Genomic DNA, 15,156 nt, shown 5'->3' with positions numbered 1-15,156 from the left:
CACCACCACAGTCGGTGGTGGGTTCTTGGTAGGAGGCACCATGCCGTACATCAACATCACGCGCACGCCCGGTGTGGGCTTGCCGGAGTATCGAGCGGTCGTCGCCGAACTGGGGGATCAGCCGATCGCGGGGCAATTGCTGCATATCGTCGGGGTCTCCGACGGCGCATTGCACATCGTCGATGTCTGGGAGTCGGCGGCCGCCGCCGACCGGTACGCGGCGGAGCGACTGTTTCCGGCATTCGAACGCGCCGGAGTTCGCCCCGGTCCGGATTCCAGCGTCCACGCCTTCGAAGGCGATGTGATCTCCGAGGGGGAGGTCTGATCAGGCGACCTCCTCCGCGCCACCGCGCGAGTAATGTCAACCTCTCGGAGGTGGCGCGTGTCGACCGAGCTGATCGGGCGGGGAGACGAACTTGCCGATCTGCTGCGCTGGCTCGACGCGGCGATCAACGGGCAACCGCAGTTGGTCGTGTGTTCCGGCGAGGCGGGTATCGGCAAGACCCGATTGATGTCCGAATTGGCCCAGCGCGCGCAGGCGAGGGGTGTGCGCACGCTCTGGACCCGGGCGCTGGAACTCCCCGACGCACCCCCGTTCTGGCTGTGGCGGCAGGCGCTCGACGATCTACCGGCCGTCGATGCCGTACCGGTCGAACGCGCCGCGCTGTTCGAAAGCTTCGCTGATCGGCTCGACGGCACGGCGGCTCTGTTCGTCATCGATGACATCCACTGGGCCGACGAACCGTCGCTGCAGGCGCTGCTGCATCTGATCCGAAACCTGCGGGGTAAGCGAATCCTGGTGTGCGCCACCGAACGTGATGCGGTGTCCGATGCCGCGACGGGCTGGCGGGCGATCAAACCGGATCTGCTGCGCGAGCCGGTGACCAGGACGCTCGGCCTGACCGGTCTGTCGGAGCGGAGTTCGGCACTGTGTCTGCGGGCCGAGGCCGGCCGGATGGTCCCGGACCAGATCGCCTTCGACGCCTACACCATGACCGGCGGCAACCCCTTCTACCTGCGTGAACTCGGACGATCCCTGCAGGAGACCGGTGCGCTGCGGTTACCGGACACCCTCCGGGAGGTGGTGCGCGGTCGGCTGGTGCCGCTCGCGGCACGGACACAGGAGTTGCTGCGAGCGTCCTCGATTCTCGGCGAGGAGTTTCCGATCGCGGTGGCGTCGAGATTGATCGGCAGACCCGCATTGGACTGTTTGGCCTCGGTGGATGAGGCCGCCGAGGCCGGACTACTGGTGGTCGGCGCGGAACCGGGCGCGGTGCGATTCGGGCACGCCCTGGTGCGGACCGCTTTGCAGGAAAGCCTGTCGCTGCAGCAGCGGGTACTGCTGCACGCCAGGGCGGCGCAGGCCATCGAGGAACTGTATCCCGATGCGCTGGAACACTATTCGGCGGCGCTGGCCCGGCATTGGGCGAGTGCGGCCGTGACCGGCGAACACGGTCCCGCCGTGCACTGGGCCCGTCGCGCGGGCGATGCGGCATTGCGGGAGTTGGCCTTCGAGGAGGCCGTCCGGCTCTACGGGCTGGCACTCGATCATGCCGGGGGATCGGCGGCCGCCGATCGCGGCAGATTGCTGCTGGCGCGGGCGACGGCGAGTTTGCGCGCGGGCGCCCTGGGGGCGGCCCGCGCGGATTGTGTTGCCGCGCTGACCATTGGCCGCCGGATCGGCGATGCCGTCCTGATCGCCGAGTGTGCGCTGGTGCTCGAGCCGATCGGCGATCGTGCCTGGGACCGCGACATCCGAGAATGGTGCACGGACGCACTGGAATTCGACGATCTCTCGGATCTGCTGCGGGTTCGACTGCTGGCGCGCGCGACGGAGGCCTCGGTCTATCTCGGTCTACTCGACCATGTCGACGAGACGAGCCGGGCGGCACTGGAACTCGCCGACATGTGCGGCGATCAAGATGTCGTTGTCGCCGCCTTGCGCGCCCGGCAACTCGCCTGTGCCGCACCGGAATACCGCGACGAGCGAAAGGAACTCGCCGCCCGCATGACCGCCGCTGGAATCGGCATGCGCAGCCCATCGATCGAGCTGTGGGGCAGGCTGTGGACGATAGATTCCCAGTGGGAGCGCGGTGACCTCGCGGCGATCGGCAGCGAGCTGTCCCGTTTGCGCTGGTGCGTGCGGCATACCGGTGGCCCGATGGCGCGCTGGCATCTGCTGGTGGCCGAAGCGGCACTCGCACAGGGACACGGCGATTTGGACGATGCGCTGCGGCTCGGTGGGCAGGCACGCGAAGTGGCGGAATCGCTCAACCATCCGGCGGGCTATGGCGCGCATCGGGCACTGGTGGCCAATATCGGTCACCATCGCGGCCACCTCGACCTCAGCTTCGAATTGCCGCCCTTATCCACCCGCAGTGAAGTCCGCAACGAGATCTTCGCTCGACTCGGCACCGCGTTTCCACTCGTCGAAAGCGGTCGTGCCGCCGAGGCCGAACCGCTGTACCGCAGCCTCGGTCCGCCGGCGGAATGGGTGATCCCGCCGTACTTCCTGCTCAATGCGCTGGTGGTCGGCGGGGCCGTCGCGCTGGCCCTGGGCTTGGACGACGATATCCGCTACTTCGCCCAGCGCCTCGGCGCTTATCGCGACGGCCATGTGGTCGGCGGCAGCGGTAACGGACACTACTTCGGCCCGGTTACCCTGTGGCTCGGTAAATTCGCCGCCGCCCTCGGCGACTTAGCGACCGCCGAAGCCGATCTCGGAGACGCGCGAAAGGTCTGTCGCGAGGTCGGTGCCCGCTGCTTCGCGGTGGAGGCCGATTGCGAACTGGCCGACCTCTTGATCCGGTGCGGTGCCACCGAGGACGGCGTAACCATGGCCAAATCCGCACTGGCACTGGCGGCGTCCTACGGTATGCGGCCGTGGGTGGACCGCCTGCGCGCCCTCGCCGCGACACCGCTGGACCGTCCGGCACTCTCACCACGGGAACGCGAGGTCGCCGCCCTCATCGCCGCTGGTAAGAGCAACCGCGAAATCGCTACCGCCCTGGTGCTTTCCGAACGCACCGCGCAGAATCACGTCCAACACATCCTGACCAAGCTGGGATTCAGCAACCGCAGCCAGATCGCGGCCTGGGTGAGCAAGAACCGCGAGCATTGACCGGTCAGCGGGGGCTCAGGACCACCGGGAGCCGCGATGGGGCCGCGACGAAATCGCGGTTGGCGGGTTTCACCCGGTAGGCCGGGTCCGGGGTGGGCTCCCAGCGGGAGCAGAGGGCCGCGGTGGCGAGGGTGATGGTCATCAGGGCGAAGCTACTGCCGGGGCAGTGGCGGGCACCGATGCCGAAGGGCAGGATCGCCTTCTGGTCGATCTCCGCGACGCGGCTCGGAAACCAGCGGTCCGGATCGAACTTCTCCGGGGCCGGATAGTAGTGCTGGTCGTGGTGGATCAGGTAGGGGCTGAATACGATCAGCGAGCCGTCGGGGAGGGTGGTGCCGCCGATGGTGACCTCGCCGTCGGCGGTCTGGGCGCTGACCCACGGGCCCCAGAAGCGCAGCGTTTCGAGGATCACCTGGTGTAGATACGGCAGCGCGGTAACGTGTTCGGGCTGGACCGGGCCGGCCCCGACGAAATCGTCGAGTTCGCGACGGAGTTCGGCGGCGATCTCCGGATTCCGCATGATCTCGTGCCAGACCCAGCCGAGGATCGAGGCGGTGGATCCGACACCGGCGGCGAGCATGAGGATCAGCTCGTCGACGATCTCGGCATCGGAGAGCCGCGTCCCCGTCTCCGGATCGGTATGGCGGACCAGGGCCGAGAGCACATCGTGGAAATCGCGGTCGGTGCGGCGGTATTCGGCGACAACGCGACCGATATCGGCGCGCAGGCGAGCGGATTTGCGGGCGAATCGACGGTTGGCGAACAGGCGCAGGCGGCGGATCGGCCGCGGGAGGGCGGCGCGCTGCACCACCTGACCCAGCAGCCACGGAATATTCTGCTGGACTTCACGTTTCGCGTCCGCACCGAATTCGGCGGTGAACAAGGTGGTGCAGATGATGTCCAGTACCAGGCGATGCGCCTCGTCCATCAGATCCAGCCGCTGCCGAGCCGGCAATGCCGCAGTCCACGAATTCGCGAGATCGGCCGCGACGACGGCGTATGCGTTGATGCGAGGTTGGCGCAGCGCGGGGGCGATCATCCGGCGCCGCAGTTCGTGCGGCTTACCGCTGAGCACATTGGACGCGTCCCGAATAGCGTCCTGAATCGCCTCGCGCAGGTCCTCGCGGTGGAATTCACCCGCCTCGCCGAGGCTCACCTCGCGGATCAGATCGACGCTGGTGAGCACGTAGGCCGGTCGCGGCCCGAGATAGATCCGCACGATGGGGCCGATCTCGGCCAGCGACATGACGAAGTCCAGTCCATGGCGCAGCGCGACCACACTGTGGCCGAGCAGCGGTATCCGGCCCGGGGCGGTCGGCACGTTCGGATCTGGTTGCCGCATGAGGGGATCAGGTCCCGAGGGCGATGACACCGTGCATGCGCACCACCGTAGTTACCCAGGATGTCCGATGAGCCGCGGACACGCGTCGGGCCCCGTGCCGAAGTAACGGTTGTGTTGCCATGGGCTCACCTGGCGTTGATTCCGCCGGAATTGGGAACTCCTGCTCACACGTCCCGTGAGCGGAATGAGGTGCCACATGAACAACGTGGTATGCGGCGATTGCTGGCGACGCGAAAACTTGACGTTCGCACAGCGACTGGACCCGGCATTCATCCGGCCCGAATTCGCCTATCTGTGCGCGGAGCACCGGGCCTGTCGGGCCGAAACGCTCGGCCGCACCGACTTGCGGCAATCGGCGGCGTGAGCACTCGAAACCTACCGCCCGCGATCGCGGCAAGCGCACACCCGCCGCGCCGATTCGGTCGGCAACCGTCCCATGCCGCCCAGCGAATGTCGCTGGCGGTCAGGGCGCGTCGGGCAATGAGCCGGTGCGCCCACGCTCGCGCTCCGCGGCGGTGGCGAGGTAATCGCCCAACTCGCGCCGCAGCGTGACATCGAGGGACCGGGCCAGGGTGGCATGCACCGAGGCCACGGCCAGTTCGCGCATTTTGTTGAGCATCGTTGTGGTGTCGGCGATCTCGCTGTTGGTCTCCGGAAGCCAGCCGGGTCCGTGTTCGTCGACGATGTGCTGTTTGGCGGCCGTGATCATGATGTGGGTGATGTCATCGATGTGGTCGGCCACCTTGGCGTAGATCTCGATGAGCGTGCGCAGTTCCAAGCCGTATTCGTGCAATTCGGCGAAGGAGGTGAGCAGTGCGGTATCGGTGAAGGCGACGGTATCGCCGTCGATCCGCACCAGTTTCATCTCCGCGAGCCGGTCGACGAGTTCATCGGTATCGGTGCCGAGGATGGTGCCGATGAGTTCGCGGGGGACCTCGAAGGTTTCATCCTTGCCCCAGGGGGCCGTCACCGCGTGCTGGAGGCCGAGCACCTCGGTGAGGTCTTTGCCGGTCTCCCAGCTGGTGATGAAATCGGCGATGTGCGCGGTGGTGAAGCCACGCTGCAACAGCGCGTCGATGAGCCGCAGCCGCTCCAGATGCGAATCGTCGTAGATGCTCGCGCGCCCATCCTTGCCGACCGGCGGTGGCAGCAGCCCGCGTTCCTGGTAGGCGCGCACATTTCGGGTCGTGGTGCCCGCGGCGCGGGCGAGATCATCGATCCGGTACTCCGGCACCGATATCACCTCCCATAGCGACTGTGCCGCGCTGCACCGGCGGCCTGGACACGGTCTTCGAACCGACCGAGTCTAACGTTATGGTCGCCGGTGCTCGGCGCCTAGGAAACCGCCGCGATCCGTGGCTTCGTGCGCGCGCTCACCGGCACGACGTGGTAGTCATCGAGGTTAACCGTCCGCAGTTGACCGATGTACTGGGTGGCGAAACCCGGATACATGGTCGCGTTGAACCCGTCCTCGGTGAGATACCAGCTGCGGCAGCCGGAGTTCCAGGTGGTGCTGCCCAGCCGCCGCTGGATCGCGGCGTTGTAGCGGTCCTGCCGGTCCCGGCGCACATCGAGCATGCGCAGACTCCGGTCGAGGATGATGCCGATCGCGTGGACCAGATAGTCGATCTGGGCCTCCATGTACACCAGCGCCGAATTGTGTCCCGGCCCCGAGTTCGGGCCGAAGGTGAGGAACAGATTCGGGTACCCGGATACCGCGATGCTCTTATAGGCAAAGGCGCCGCGCCGCCACTCCTCGGCGAGCACCCGCCCGTCCCGGCCGACGACCGGAATGGGCGAGCCGGTCTTGGAGACATCGAATCCGGTGGCGAAGACGATGCAATCGGCCCGGTGCTCGACACCTTCCGCGGTGCGGATGCCGTGTTCGGCGATACGGGCGATCGGCCAGGTGATCAGCTTGCAGTTATCGCGTTGCAGCGCCGGATAGTAGTCGTCGGTCATCAGCAGCCGTTTACATCCGGCGCGGAAGTCGGGGGTGAGCTGGCGGCGCAGCCATGGATCGCTGACCTGCCTGCGCAATTGGGCCCGCCCGACGAGTTCGACCACCCGGGTCAGCGGGGTATTCCAGACGACGCCGAGCGCCACCGATTCGTGCCCGTAGAACCAGGCCAGGCGCGAGAGCGATGCGGCGGCGGGCACCCGGCGGTAGAGCTGTTTGGTCAGCGGTGTGGTGCGCCGATTGATCCGGGGCAGTACCCATCCCGGCGTCCGCTGGAACACCTTGACCGAGGCCGCCCGCTCGACCAGTTCCGGAATGATCTGCACCGCACTGGCTCCGGTGCCGATGACCGCGACCTTCTTGCCGGTGAAGTCGTAGTCGTGATCCCAACGGGCACTGTGGATCTTGTGTCCCCGGTAGTCCTCGATACCCGGAATATTCGGCAGACTGGCATTGGCCAGCGGTCCCGAGGCCAGCACCACGGTCCGCGCGCGAACGGTCTCGGCTCGGCCTTCGATCGTGATATCCCAGACCCCGGCATCCTCGTCGAAGGCGAGTCCGGTGACATTGTGGCCGAAGCGAAAATGCTGGTGCAGGCCGAACTGGGCGGCCATCGATTCGATATAGCCGAGGATTTCACTGCTGCCGGAATAGGTGTGCGACCAGTTCGGGTTCGGCGCGAAACTGTAGGAGTACAGCCGCGACGGAATATCGCACGCCGCACCCGGATAGGTGTTGTCGCGCCAGGTCCCGCCGATCGCGGTCCCGCGTTCGAAGATGGCGAAGTCGCCGATTCCCTTTTGCTTCAGTCGAATCGCGGCACCGATACCGGCAAACCCGCCGCCGATAATCGCGACGTCCAATGCCCTCGTCGCCCGGCCGCCACCCCTCATCGAATCGCTGCGCGATGCGGTATCCATCTGTTCGCTCCTCATGCCGCGGGCTCGTAGGTGAGTTCCTTGGACCAGGTGGGGTCCTTGCGCAAGAGCGCTTTCGGCACGCGGGCGGTGATCTTCACCAGTGTGTCGGCCAGCAGGTGATAGGGGTGGCCCCGGTTGATCACCCAGCCGCCGTGCATCTTCACGATCTGGTACATCGGCAGCCTGCGCGCGAATTCGCTGCGCTCGCCGACATTGGCGTAGCGCTTGAGCGCGGCGTAGAGCTTCTCCTCGTCGACGCCCATCTCGACGATGTTGTCGCGCATCTTGTTCAGCAGCGGCACATAGCTCAGCACGCCGATGATGAAGGAGGGCTTGGCCCAGCCACCGACCAGATCAATGAGCAGTTTGCGCATCTGTGCGTGTCCGAGCAGATCCATCACCGCGAAATCCACGGCCAGATGCCGGGATTCGTCGGCATTGATCTTCTTGAAGGCCTGCTGGCAGATCGGATCCTCGATCTCGTCCATGATGAACTTGATCAGCGCGCCGTCCAGGGCGACCTCGAGCATCGGGATCACCGTGCCGAGGAACGACAGCGACATATCGTCGGAGTACTGGTCCAGGAAGTCGATGACCAGTTTGACGTTCACATTCGGCTGCGGAATCTCATCGCCGTCGAGCATGCCCCAGCGCCGCATCAGCGCGAGTTCGGCATTGGCGTGCTTCTGCTCCTCGGCGTGGAAGTAGCGGTAGATCTCGCGCAGCGTCTCAGTGGGCGCCTTCTTCGCCATGGCGGCGAAGCCGCGCGCGCCGACATTCTCGATCCACATCAGATCGGCCATGAACGGCTTCAGTTTGGCGTGCAGGTCGGGCGAAATCGTCTCCGCGCCGGGGGCGTCCCAGTCGATATCGGCCAGCGCCCACTGCCGGTCCTTGATCTTGCGGAGCATGTCGTCGAAGTCCATACCGTTGGCCATGATCAGACTCCCGTTTTGTCGGAGACCGCGGAGCGGTCCGTGGTGGTCGAGTTCTCCTGTGGCAGTAGCCGATCCAGGAGGCCGAGGGCATAGGTGTACTGGGCGGGGAAGTAGCGCTTGAGCCGCCAGATGAGGTGGGCGTCCAGCTGCGGCAGCACATACAGCTGGCCGCGGTCATGGGCGTCGAGGGTGCTGCGCGCGACCCGGTCGGGGGAGAAGCCGGTCAGGCGCATGAGGGTGTCGGCCAGCCGGGCCGACTGCTCGGTAATGCGGCCGTCGCGTGCCACATTGGTCTTGACGAAGGTCGGGCACAGCACGGTGACCGCGACCCCGGTGCCGCTCATTTCGGCGGCCATGGTCTCCGACAGCGACAGCACCGCCGCCTTGGACGCGTTGTAGACCGCCATCGATGGCGCGGCGGCGAAGGCCGCCGCCGACGCGACATTGATGATCCCGCCGCGACGGGCGGCACGCAGTTGCGGTGCGAAGATCTCGCAGCCGTGCACCACACCCCACAGGTTGATGCCGAGCGCCCATTCCCAGTTGTCGAAACCGATCTCGCCGACATGCTTTCCGCCGATGCCGACGCCGGCATTGTTGACCACCAGCGTGACCGGGCGTTCGAACAGCGTTTCGGCGAAGCGCGCGAGCACTTCCACGTCCTCGCGCCGGGAGACATCGCAGCGGAACGCGTGCGCCGCGCCGGGGTGGTTGCGTTCGATGAGCGCGACGGTAGCGTCGGCGCGGGATTCATCGATATCGGCGCAGATCACCTGCCCGCCGCGGGCGGCGATTTCGAGTGCGAAGGCCCGGCCGATGCCGCTGCCGGCGCCGGTCACCACCGCGCGTGCGCCGTGGCTGCGGCGCGGACGGATCCCGACCGGAATGAGCCTTTCCAGTCCGAACATATCAGCTCACCTTCTCCGTGACGGTGTGGGAATTCAGTGCGGTACAAAGGAATTCGGCGGCGCGACGCAATGCCCTCTCCGCCTCCGGCACCAGCAGCGGCAGCGCCTGGAAGACGTGCACCTGGCCCGGCCAGATCTCGAGTTCGCACGTGCCGCCCGCATCCCGCACCATCTCGTGCAGGTGTCGTGCGTCGGCACTGAGCATTTCCGCGCCGCCCGCCTGGACCAGCATCCGCGGCAGGGCCATACCCGGTGGTACGCGCAGTCGCAGGCGCGGTGCGTCGGCGGGCAGACCGCGGGTGTAGGCGTACGGGAGTCGGCTGGCCGCGCGGGCCGAGATGACCGGATCCCGTTGCCGCCGTTCCTGTTCGGCGGCCAGCCCCAGGGTCAGATCGAGCAGCGGGGAGAACATCGCGACGGCGGCGGGTTGCGGCCGGTTGTGGCGTTGGTTCTCGAGCAGCAGATCCAATGCCAGATGTCCGCCCGCCGAATCGCAGGCGATCGCCAGATCGCGTGCGGCGAAACCGCGGTCGAGCAGCCAGCGGTACCCGGCCTCGACATCATCGGCGGCGGCCGGAAACCGATGCTCCGGCGCGAGCCGGTAGTCGATGAGGAAGACCGGCAGCCCGGTCCTGCGCGACAGTTGCGCGGCGAGTCCGCGATGGGTGCGGGCCGAGCAGAGCACATAGCCGCTGCCGTGGATGTAGTAGATGGCGCGCGATCCGAAATCCACACCGGGGCCACGGACCCATTCGCCGCGGATATTGCCGGCTCTGACCTGGGTGACGGCCGTGCCCCGCGGTGCTGGGCCCGCCGTGGCCATGATCGTCGCGATCAGCTTGCGTGCGAACCACACTCCCGGTGCGTTCATGGGGACCGCATTATTCAGCGGCCGCAGCCCGATCTCGCATGCCGTGGCAGCGAGCCTGGACCGCGCCGACGGCACCGTCGGAACGCCGGGGACCGAGGTCCTCGTTGACCTTGTCATGTCCCTAGCGTCATCGATAAATGTGCCAGTTGTCAATGGCACATTTAAAACAGGCTGATCACGTTCGCGTCATGGCCAGGCCTCGAGCCGGTCGTGGCCTCAGTACCCGCGGTGCGGGTCGATCGGCGCGAGGAGATCGCGGCCATCGATGAAGCGGAGCACGTTCTCGCTCACGTGGTCGGCGAAGGCGGCGAGTCGTAGTTGCGGGGGATTCGAATCATGCGGGGTGACAATGGCATTCGGCAGCACCCAGAGCGGGTGACCGTCGGGTAGGGGTTCCGGGTCGGTGACGTCGAGGCCCGCACCGGCGATCGCGCCCGAGGCCAGCGCGGCCACCAGCGCGTCGGTATCGATCAGGCTGCCGCGGGCGACATTGACGATCCAGGATGTCGGCTTGAGTCGGGCGAGCTCCTCGGCGCCGACCAGATGGCGGGTGGCGGCAGTGGCCGGAGCGGCGATGACGACGTGGTCGGTGCGGGGCCAGACCCGGGCGAGCTGATCGGCCGAAATCGTCTCGACGGTGTCGGGGATGCCGGGGCCGGTCACCGGTGTTCCCGAGCGGTTGACCGCGATGACGTGCACACCGAGTGGAATGAGCATGGGGATCAGGGCGCGCCCGATTCCGCCCGCGCCGACGATCGCGACGGTCTTACCGTGCAGCGTGTCGACATGGGGAAAGTACTCCTGCTGCCGCCAGCTCCCGGCGTGTAGATGTTCGGGCAGATAGCGCACCCCGGCGAGCAACAGCATCAGTGCGTGTTCGGCCACGCTGGCGGCGAAGGCGCCTGCGGCGGAGGTGAATCGAATGTCGGGATGGCGGGCGAAGATGCCCGCGGTGAACCAGTCCTCGACACCGGCCGCCGGGAGCTGCACCCATTCGATGGTGTCCGGCAGTTCGTCCGGGAATTCGCCGGGACCACCGGCCCAGATCAGTGCCCTGGCCTCCGCCAGATCCACCACGTTCGCACCGGTCTCGACCACCGCCTTGCGCAGCAATGTCGGAGCGGGCATGGCCGGGCCGATCGCGATCGGAACCGGAACCTCGGCGGGGCTCATGGACGACCTCCTATCGCGGGCGAGACCAGGGAGCCGCGGCTGACTCCGAAGCGAACGGTAGCACCGGTAGCCGCGATAGCCGCTCGTTGTCAGTCCTGCTCGTCGAGGTCGACCTCCACGTTGTCGCGATCGGCCCATTCCAGCAGTCGGTCGATGCGGAATACCGCGTCGTCGATGCCCGCGTGCAGATCGCCGAATTCGGCGAAGCGAGCGGGGACGGTCTTCATGGTGAAATCCTGCGGTTCGATATCGGGTATCTCGTCCCAGCGGACGGGGGTGGATACCGTCGCCTCCGGTACGCCGCGCACCGAATAGGCGGCCGCGATGGTGTGGTCGCGGGCGTTCTGGTTGTAGTCGACGAACAGCAGGTTCGGATCGCGGTCCTTGCGCCACCAAGTGGTGGTCACATCCTCGGGCGCGCGCCGCTCGACCTCGCGCGCGAAGGCCAGTGCCGCGCGACGCACCTCGGTGAAACCCCACTCCGGTGCGATGCGGACGTAGATGTGCAGGCCCTTGCCGCCGGAGGTCTTCGGCCAGCCGACCGCACCCAACTCATCGAGCACCTCATGGGCGACCCCCGCCACCCGCTGCACCCGCGACCACGGACAATCCGGCATCGGATCCAGATCGATCCGCCATTCGTCGGGTCGTTCGGTGTCGGCGCGGCGGGAGTTCCAGGGATGGAATTCGACGGTCGACATCTGCACCGCCCAGATGACATCGGCCAGCTTGTCCACGCAGAGTTCGTCCGCATGCCTGCTGTAGCGCGGGAAGAAGACCCGCACCGTCGGAATCCAGTCGGGCGCGCCCGCGGGCAGCCGCTTCTGGTGCACCTTGTCGCCCGCGAGTCCCTTGGGAAACCGGTGCAGCATGCAGGGCCGGTCCCGCAGCGCCCGGACGATGCCGTCGCCGACGCTCAGGTAGTACTGCACCAGGTCGAGCTTGGTCGCGCCGGACTCCGGGAAGTAGATCCGGTCCGGGTTGGAGATGCGGACGGTGCGGTCGTCGATATCGAGTTCGACAGCGGGCGACGCGGACTTACTGGCCACCCGTCCGACGATAACGGCTGCCCGGTCCGATCGCGCGCAACCGCGTGATATTCAGCTCGAACTGAGCAGTCAGAACTGTACAGTTCAGACTGAATAAATTAGAGTCGTCGGCATGGCCGAGAAGATCTCCGAATCCGCCGTCCGGGCCGCTGCCGAGGTTCGGGTCGTCTTCGGCAGGCTGCGCCGGCGCATGCGCGAACTGGCCGCCGATGACGACCTGACCCCGTCGCAGGCCGCGGTGCTCAGCCGCTTGGACAAGGACGGCGCGGCATCGACCAGCGACCTGGCCGCGGCCGAACGCGTGCGGCCGCAGTCGATGGCGATGACGGTCGCGGCGCTGGATCGGTACGGATTCGTCGAGCGCCGCCCGGATCCCGCGGACGGGCGCAGGCAATTGCTGTCGTTGACGGCGGCGGGGCGCGAGCGGCTGCGGGGTGACCGGCAGGTACGCCAGGAGTGGTTGGCTCGGACCCTGCAGCAGCGGTGTACCGAGGCACAGCGGCGCACCATCCTCGAGGCACTCGCATTACTGGACGATGTGGCGCAATCATGACGGCCGTCGAGCAGCGACACGCTGGACCATCCACTGGCGCAGCGGGATTCGATCGCGGGCTGATCGCACCGATGATCCTCGGCTCGATTCTGAACCCGATCAACTCCTCGATGCTCGCGGTGGCGCTGGTGCCGATCGGGAAGGCATTCGGCGCACCGCCGTCGCGGACCATCTGGCTGGTCTCGGCCCTCTACCTGGCGACCGCGGTCGGGCAGCCGGTGCTCGGGCGGCTCGTCGACCGGTATGGGCCACGCACGCTCTATCTGATCGGCACCGCTCTGGTCGGTATCGCGGGTGCGCTCGGTGCGCTCGCACCCGGGCTCGGTGTGCTGATCCTGTCCAGGGTGCTGCTCGGATTCGGCACCTCGGCGGCCTATCCGGCCTCGATGTTCCTATTGCGCAGCGAATCCGAGCGGACCGGAGCGCAGAGCCCGGCCGGGGTCCTCGCCGTATTGTCGATGGCCAACCAGGTGATGGCGGTGGTCGGGCCCACGCTGGGCGGGGTGCTGATCGGCGCGGGCGGTTGGCATCTGATCTTCACCATCAATGTGCCGTTATCGCTGGCGTGCCTGGTGCTCGGGCGGATGCGCCTGCCCAAGGTGGCCGAATTGCCCGCGGCGGTGCGGGCGCGGCAGGACGGCGGTGTGGATATCGCCGGCATGGTGTTGTTCGCGGGCGCGCTGGTCTCATCGATGCTGTTTCTGATGGAACCGGCCCTCGCGCACTGGTATCTGCTGGTGATCGCCGGTGTGGTCGGGCTGGTATTCGTGCTGCGGGAGTTGCGTGCCGAGGCGCCGTTCATCGATCTGCGGGTGCTCGGCGGTAATGCGCCGCTGTTGGCCACCTACGGCCGTCAGGTGCTCGCCTTTGTCACCGCCTATGCCTTCCTCTATGGCTTTACCCAATGGTTGGAGGAGGGGCGGTCGCTGAGTGCGTCCGTGGCGGGACTGGTGCTGCTGCCGATGTCGTTGAGCGCCATAGTGATCACCGCCATTACCGGACGGCGTCGCCAGGTCCGCGGCAAGCTCATCGCGGGTGGGCTGTTGCAGGTCGCCGCGTGCGCGTGCCTGCTGCTGCTCGGTCCGCACACCGGGATTTGGCTATTGGTGGCGCTCGGTGTGCTGATCGGGCTGCCGCAGGGGCTCAATGGGCTGGCCAATCAGAACGCGCTGTACGACCAGGCCGATCCGGCGCGAATGGCGTCGTCGGCCGGCTTGTTGCGCACCGGAATGTATCTCGGTGCGTTGATCGCGGCGGCGGCCGATGCGGCCGTATTCCCGCATGCCGCCGATAGCGCCGGGGTACACGAGTTGGCGGCGATGCTGCTCGTCGTGTCGGTGCTGCTGGTGATCGCCACGCTCGCGGATCGCTCACTCGCGCGCGTGGGGCGCGCGGCAACCTGAGCTTCCTATATCCCAAGACAATTCACCTCGGAAAGGTCGCAATATGCCGGTTACCACACTCGACGAGCGCACCGCACTGGTCGTCATCGACCTGCAGCACGGCATCGTCGCCGCACCGCGCCAACCGCATTCGGCCGCGGCCGTCATCGAGAACTCCGCCGCGCTCGCCCACGCCTTCCGCGCGCACGGCCTGCCGGTGGTGCTGGTGCGTGTCTCGTTCTCGGCCGATCGCGCCGATCAGGTGAAGGGGCGCAATGAATTTCCGTTCCCGGCCGGTAATCCGCCGGAGGGCTGGGACCGGATCGTGGACGATCTCACCGGCCATCCCGAGGATATCCACGTCACCAAACGCAACTGGGGCGCGTTCTACGGCACCGACCTCGATCTGCAACTGCGCCGCCGCGGCATCACCCAGATCGTGCTGGCCGGGATCGCGACCAGCATCGGCGTCGAATCGACCGCCCGCGCCGCGCACGAACACGGCTACCACGTCACCCTGGCTGTCGATGCCATGACCGACTCCGATGCCGAGGCCCACCAGCACAGCATCACCAAGATCTTCCCGCGCCTCGGCGAAACCGGCACCACCGCCGAGATCGTCGAACTGGTCGCCGCAACCCGCTGACCCGCGGCTTCGCCGGTCGTGAACATCGGTGTCAACCGGGGTCGAAGGGGCGCACACTGGCGAGATGATGACCAAGCTGATGCGAGCGATTCGTCGACTGTTCGGACGCGGGGTGCCCGCCGGTGGCGGCCGGGGTCCCGGCGAAGCCGGTGGCGGGGCCGCGGGCGTCCGCGAGCCGCGCAGGCCGATCTTGCCCGACGACCGACTCAGCGATACCAAGCGAATGGAACCGGATCCACCGACGCTTCGGCTACCGGACGCGCGCCAGTGAGGCGTGACCGGTAGCCGACCGC

The 15,156-nt window shown here is 67.0% G+C and carries 15 protein-coding genes; 7 read left to right on the top strand and 8 right to left on the bottom strand.

Going from position 1 to position 15,156, the window contains the following annotated elements; translation table 11 throughout:
- The first annotated feature begins 40 nt into the window (after positions 1–40).
- Both ACQP2D_RS34690 and ACQP2D_RS34685 read left to right on the top strand, forming a co-directional pair.
- Complete coding sequence (locus tag ACQP2D_RS34690) at positions 41–325, top strand: hypothetical protein (protein WP_433680155.1); 285 nt, start codon at positions 41–43, stop codon at positions 323–325.
- Positions 326–382: 57 nt separating this feature from the next.
- Positions 383–3,121, top strand: a complete 2,739-nt coding sequence (locus ACQP2D_RS34685) for an ATP-binding protein (protein WP_433680154.1) — start codon at positions 383–385, stop codon at positions 3,119–3,121.
- A 4-nt stretch (positions 3,122–3,125) separates the two neighbouring features.
- Here the strand turns inward: ACQP2D_RS34685 and ACQP2D_RS34680 are convergent, their stop codons facing one another.
- Positions 3,126–4,463, bottom strand: coding sequence for a cytochrome P450 (locus ACQP2D_RS34680; RefSeq protein WP_433680153.1), 1,338 nt, complete (start codon positions 4,461–4,463; stop codon positions 3,126–3,128).
- Between the two features lie 196 nt (positions 4,464–4,659).
- Between ACQP2D_RS34680 and ACQP2D_RS34675 the strand changes: the two genes are divergently transcribed.
- Positions 4,660–4,827: a hypothetical protein gene (locus tag ACQP2D_RS34675; protein WP_433680152.1), complete on the top strand. Its 168-nt coding sequence runs from the start codon at positions 4,660–4,662 to the stop codon at positions 4,825–4,827.
- A 99-nt stretch (positions 4,828–4,926) separates the two neighbouring features.
- Here the strand turns inward: ACQP2D_RS34675 and ACQP2D_RS34670 are convergent, their stop codons facing one another.
- From ACQP2D_RS34670 to ligD, 7 genes are all read right to left on the bottom strand, one after another.
- Positions 4,927–5,697 carry a MerR family transcriptional regulator gene (locus ACQP2D_RS34670; RefSeq protein ID WP_433680151.1) on the bottom strand — a complete coding sequence of 257 codons (771 nt, stop codon included), beginning with the start codon at positions 5,695–5,697 and terminating at the stop codon, positions 4,927–4,929.
- Positions 5,698–5,798: 101 nt separating this feature from the next.
- Positions 5,799–7,316 (bottom strand): flavin-containing monooxygenase, encoded by a 1,518-nt coding sequence (locus ACQP2D_RS34665; protein WP_433685851.1) that lies wholly within the window; start codon positions 7,314–7,316, stop codon positions 5,799–5,801.
- A 38-nt stretch (positions 7,317–7,354) separates the two neighbouring features.
- Positions 7,355–8,281, bottom strand: a complete 927-nt coding sequence (locus ACQP2D_RS34660; protein ID WP_433680150.1) for a ferritin-like domain-containing protein — start codon at positions 8,279–8,281, stop codon at positions 7,355–7,357.
- A 2-nt stretch (positions 8,282–8,283) separates the two neighbouring features.
- Positions 8,284–9,189, bottom strand: a complete 906-nt coding sequence (locus tag ACQP2D_RS34655) for an SDR family NAD(P)-dependent oxidoreductase (protein WP_433680149.1) — start codon at positions 9,187–9,189, stop codon at positions 8,284–8,286.
- 1 nt (position 9,190) lies between these two features.
- Entirely contained in the window at positions 9,191–10,060 is an 870-nt protein-coding gene (locus ACQP2D_RS34650) for an alpha/beta hydrolase (protein ID WP_433680148.1), read from the bottom strand.
- A 216-nt stretch (positions 10,061–10,276) separates the two neighbouring features.
- Positions 10,277–11,233, bottom strand: a complete 957-nt coding sequence (locus tag ACQP2D_RS34645) for a D-isomer specific 2-hydroxyacid dehydrogenase family protein (RefSeq protein WP_433680147.1) — start codon at positions 11,231–11,233, stop codon at positions 10,277–10,279.
- A gap of 89 nt (positions 11,234–11,322) precedes the next feature.
- Positions 11,323–12,282 carry a non-homologous end-joining DNA ligase gene (gene ligD, locus ACQP2D_RS34640; RefSeq protein ID WP_433680146.1) on the bottom strand — a complete coding sequence of 320 codons (960 nt, stop codon included), beginning with the start codon at positions 12,280–12,282 and terminating at the stop codon, positions 11,323–11,325.
- Between the two features lie 112 nt (positions 12,283–12,394).
- On the opposite strand from ligD, the gene ACQP2D_RS34635 reads away from it, so the two are divergent.
- The 4 genes from ACQP2D_RS34635 to ACQP2D_RS34620 all read left to right on the top strand — a co-directional run bounded on the left by ACQP2D_RS34635 (position 12,395) and on the right by ACQP2D_RS34620 (position 15,134).
- Positions 12,395–12,835 carry a MarR family winged helix-turn-helix transcriptional regulator gene (locus tag ACQP2D_RS34635; RefSeq protein ID WP_354959475.1) on the top strand — a complete coding sequence of 147 codons (441 nt, stop codon included), beginning with the start codon at positions 12,395–12,397 and terminating at the stop codon, positions 12,833–12,835.
- Positions 12,832–14,238 (top strand): MFS transporter, encoded by a 1,407-nt coding sequence (locus ACQP2D_RS34630; protein ID WP_433680145.1) that lies wholly within the window; start codon positions 12,832–12,834, stop codon positions 14,236–14,238. The genes ACQP2D_RS34635 and ACQP2D_RS34630 overlap by 4 nt, the downstream gene beginning before the upstream one ends.
- Before the next feature lie 43 nt (positions 14,239–14,281).
- On the top strand, positions 14,282–14,863 hold the full coding sequence (locus ACQP2D_RS34625; protein WP_433680144.1) for a hydrolase: 582 nt from the start codon (positions 14,282–14,284) through the stop codon (positions 14,861–14,863).
- Between the two features lie 64 nt (positions 14,864–14,927).
- Positions 14,928–15,134: a hypothetical protein gene (locus ACQP2D_RS34620; RefSeq protein ID WP_354961144.1), complete on the top strand. Its 207-nt coding sequence runs from the start codon at positions 14,928–14,930 to the stop codon at positions 15,132–15,134.
- Positions 15,135–15,156 lie beyond the last annotated feature (22 nt).

It is taken from the genome of Nocardia sp. CA-119907 (assembly GCF_050955995.1).
Taxonomy (GTDB): domain Bacteria; phylum Actinomycetota; class Actinomycetes; order Mycobacteriales; family Mycobacteriaceae; genus Nocardia.
Note: the sequence above shows the minus strand (reverse complement) of the source record. Positions and strands in the feature narration are given on the sequence as shown.

Excerpts from the sequence above, each read along its gene's own strand:
- ACQP2D_RS34660 (WP_433680150.1), bottom strand. The coding sequence starts at position 8,281 with ATGGCCAACGGTATGGACTTCGACGACATGCTCCGCAAGATCAAGGAC.
- ACQP2D_RS34680 (WP_433680153.1), bottom strand. The coding sequence starts at position 4,463 with ATGCGGCAACCAGATCCGAACGTGCCGACCGCCCCGGGCCGGATACCG.
- ACQP2D_RS34630 (WP_433680145.1), top strand. The coding sequence starts at position 12,832 with ATGACGGCCGTCGAGCAGCGACACGCTGGACCATCCACTGGCGCAGCG.
- ACQP2D_RS34675 (WP_433680152.1), top strand. The coding sequence starts at position 4,660 with ATGAACAACGTGGTATGCGGCGATTGCTGGCGACGCGAAAACTTGACG.
- ACQP2D_RS34690 (WP_433680155.1), top strand. The coding sequence starts at position 41 with ATGCCGTACATCAACATCACGCGCACGCCCGGTGTGGGCTTGCCGGAG.
- ACQP2D_RS34650 (WP_433680148.1), bottom strand. The coding sequence starts at position 10,060 with ATGAACGCACCGGGAGTGTGGTTCGCACGCAAGCTGATCGCGACGATC.
- ACQP2D_RS34635 (WP_354959475.1), top strand. The coding sequence starts at position 12,395 with ATGGCCGAGAAGATCTCCGAATCCGCCGTCCGGGCCGCTGCCGAGGTT.
- ACQP2D_RS34625 (WP_433680144.1), top strand. The coding sequence starts at position 14,282 with ATGCCGGTTACCACACTCGACGAGCGCACCGCACTGGTCGTCATCGAC.
- ACQP2D_RS34620 (WP_354961144.1), top strand. The coding sequence starts at position 14,928 with ATGATGACCAAGCTGATGCGAGCGATTCGTCGACTGTTCGGACGCGGG.
- ACQP2D_RS34665 (WP_433685851.1), bottom strand. The coding sequence starts at position 7,316 with ATGAGGGGTGGCGGCCGGGCGACGAGGGCATTGGACGTCGCGATTATC.
- ACQP2D_RS34655 (WP_433680149.1), bottom strand. The coding sequence starts at position 9,189 with ATGTTCGGACTGGAAAGGCTCATTCCGGTCGGGATCCGTCCGCGCCGC.
- ACQP2D_RS34645 (WP_433680147.1), bottom strand. The coding sequence starts at position 11,233 with ATGAGCCCCGCCGAGGTTCCGGTTCCGATCGCGATCGGCCCGGCCATG.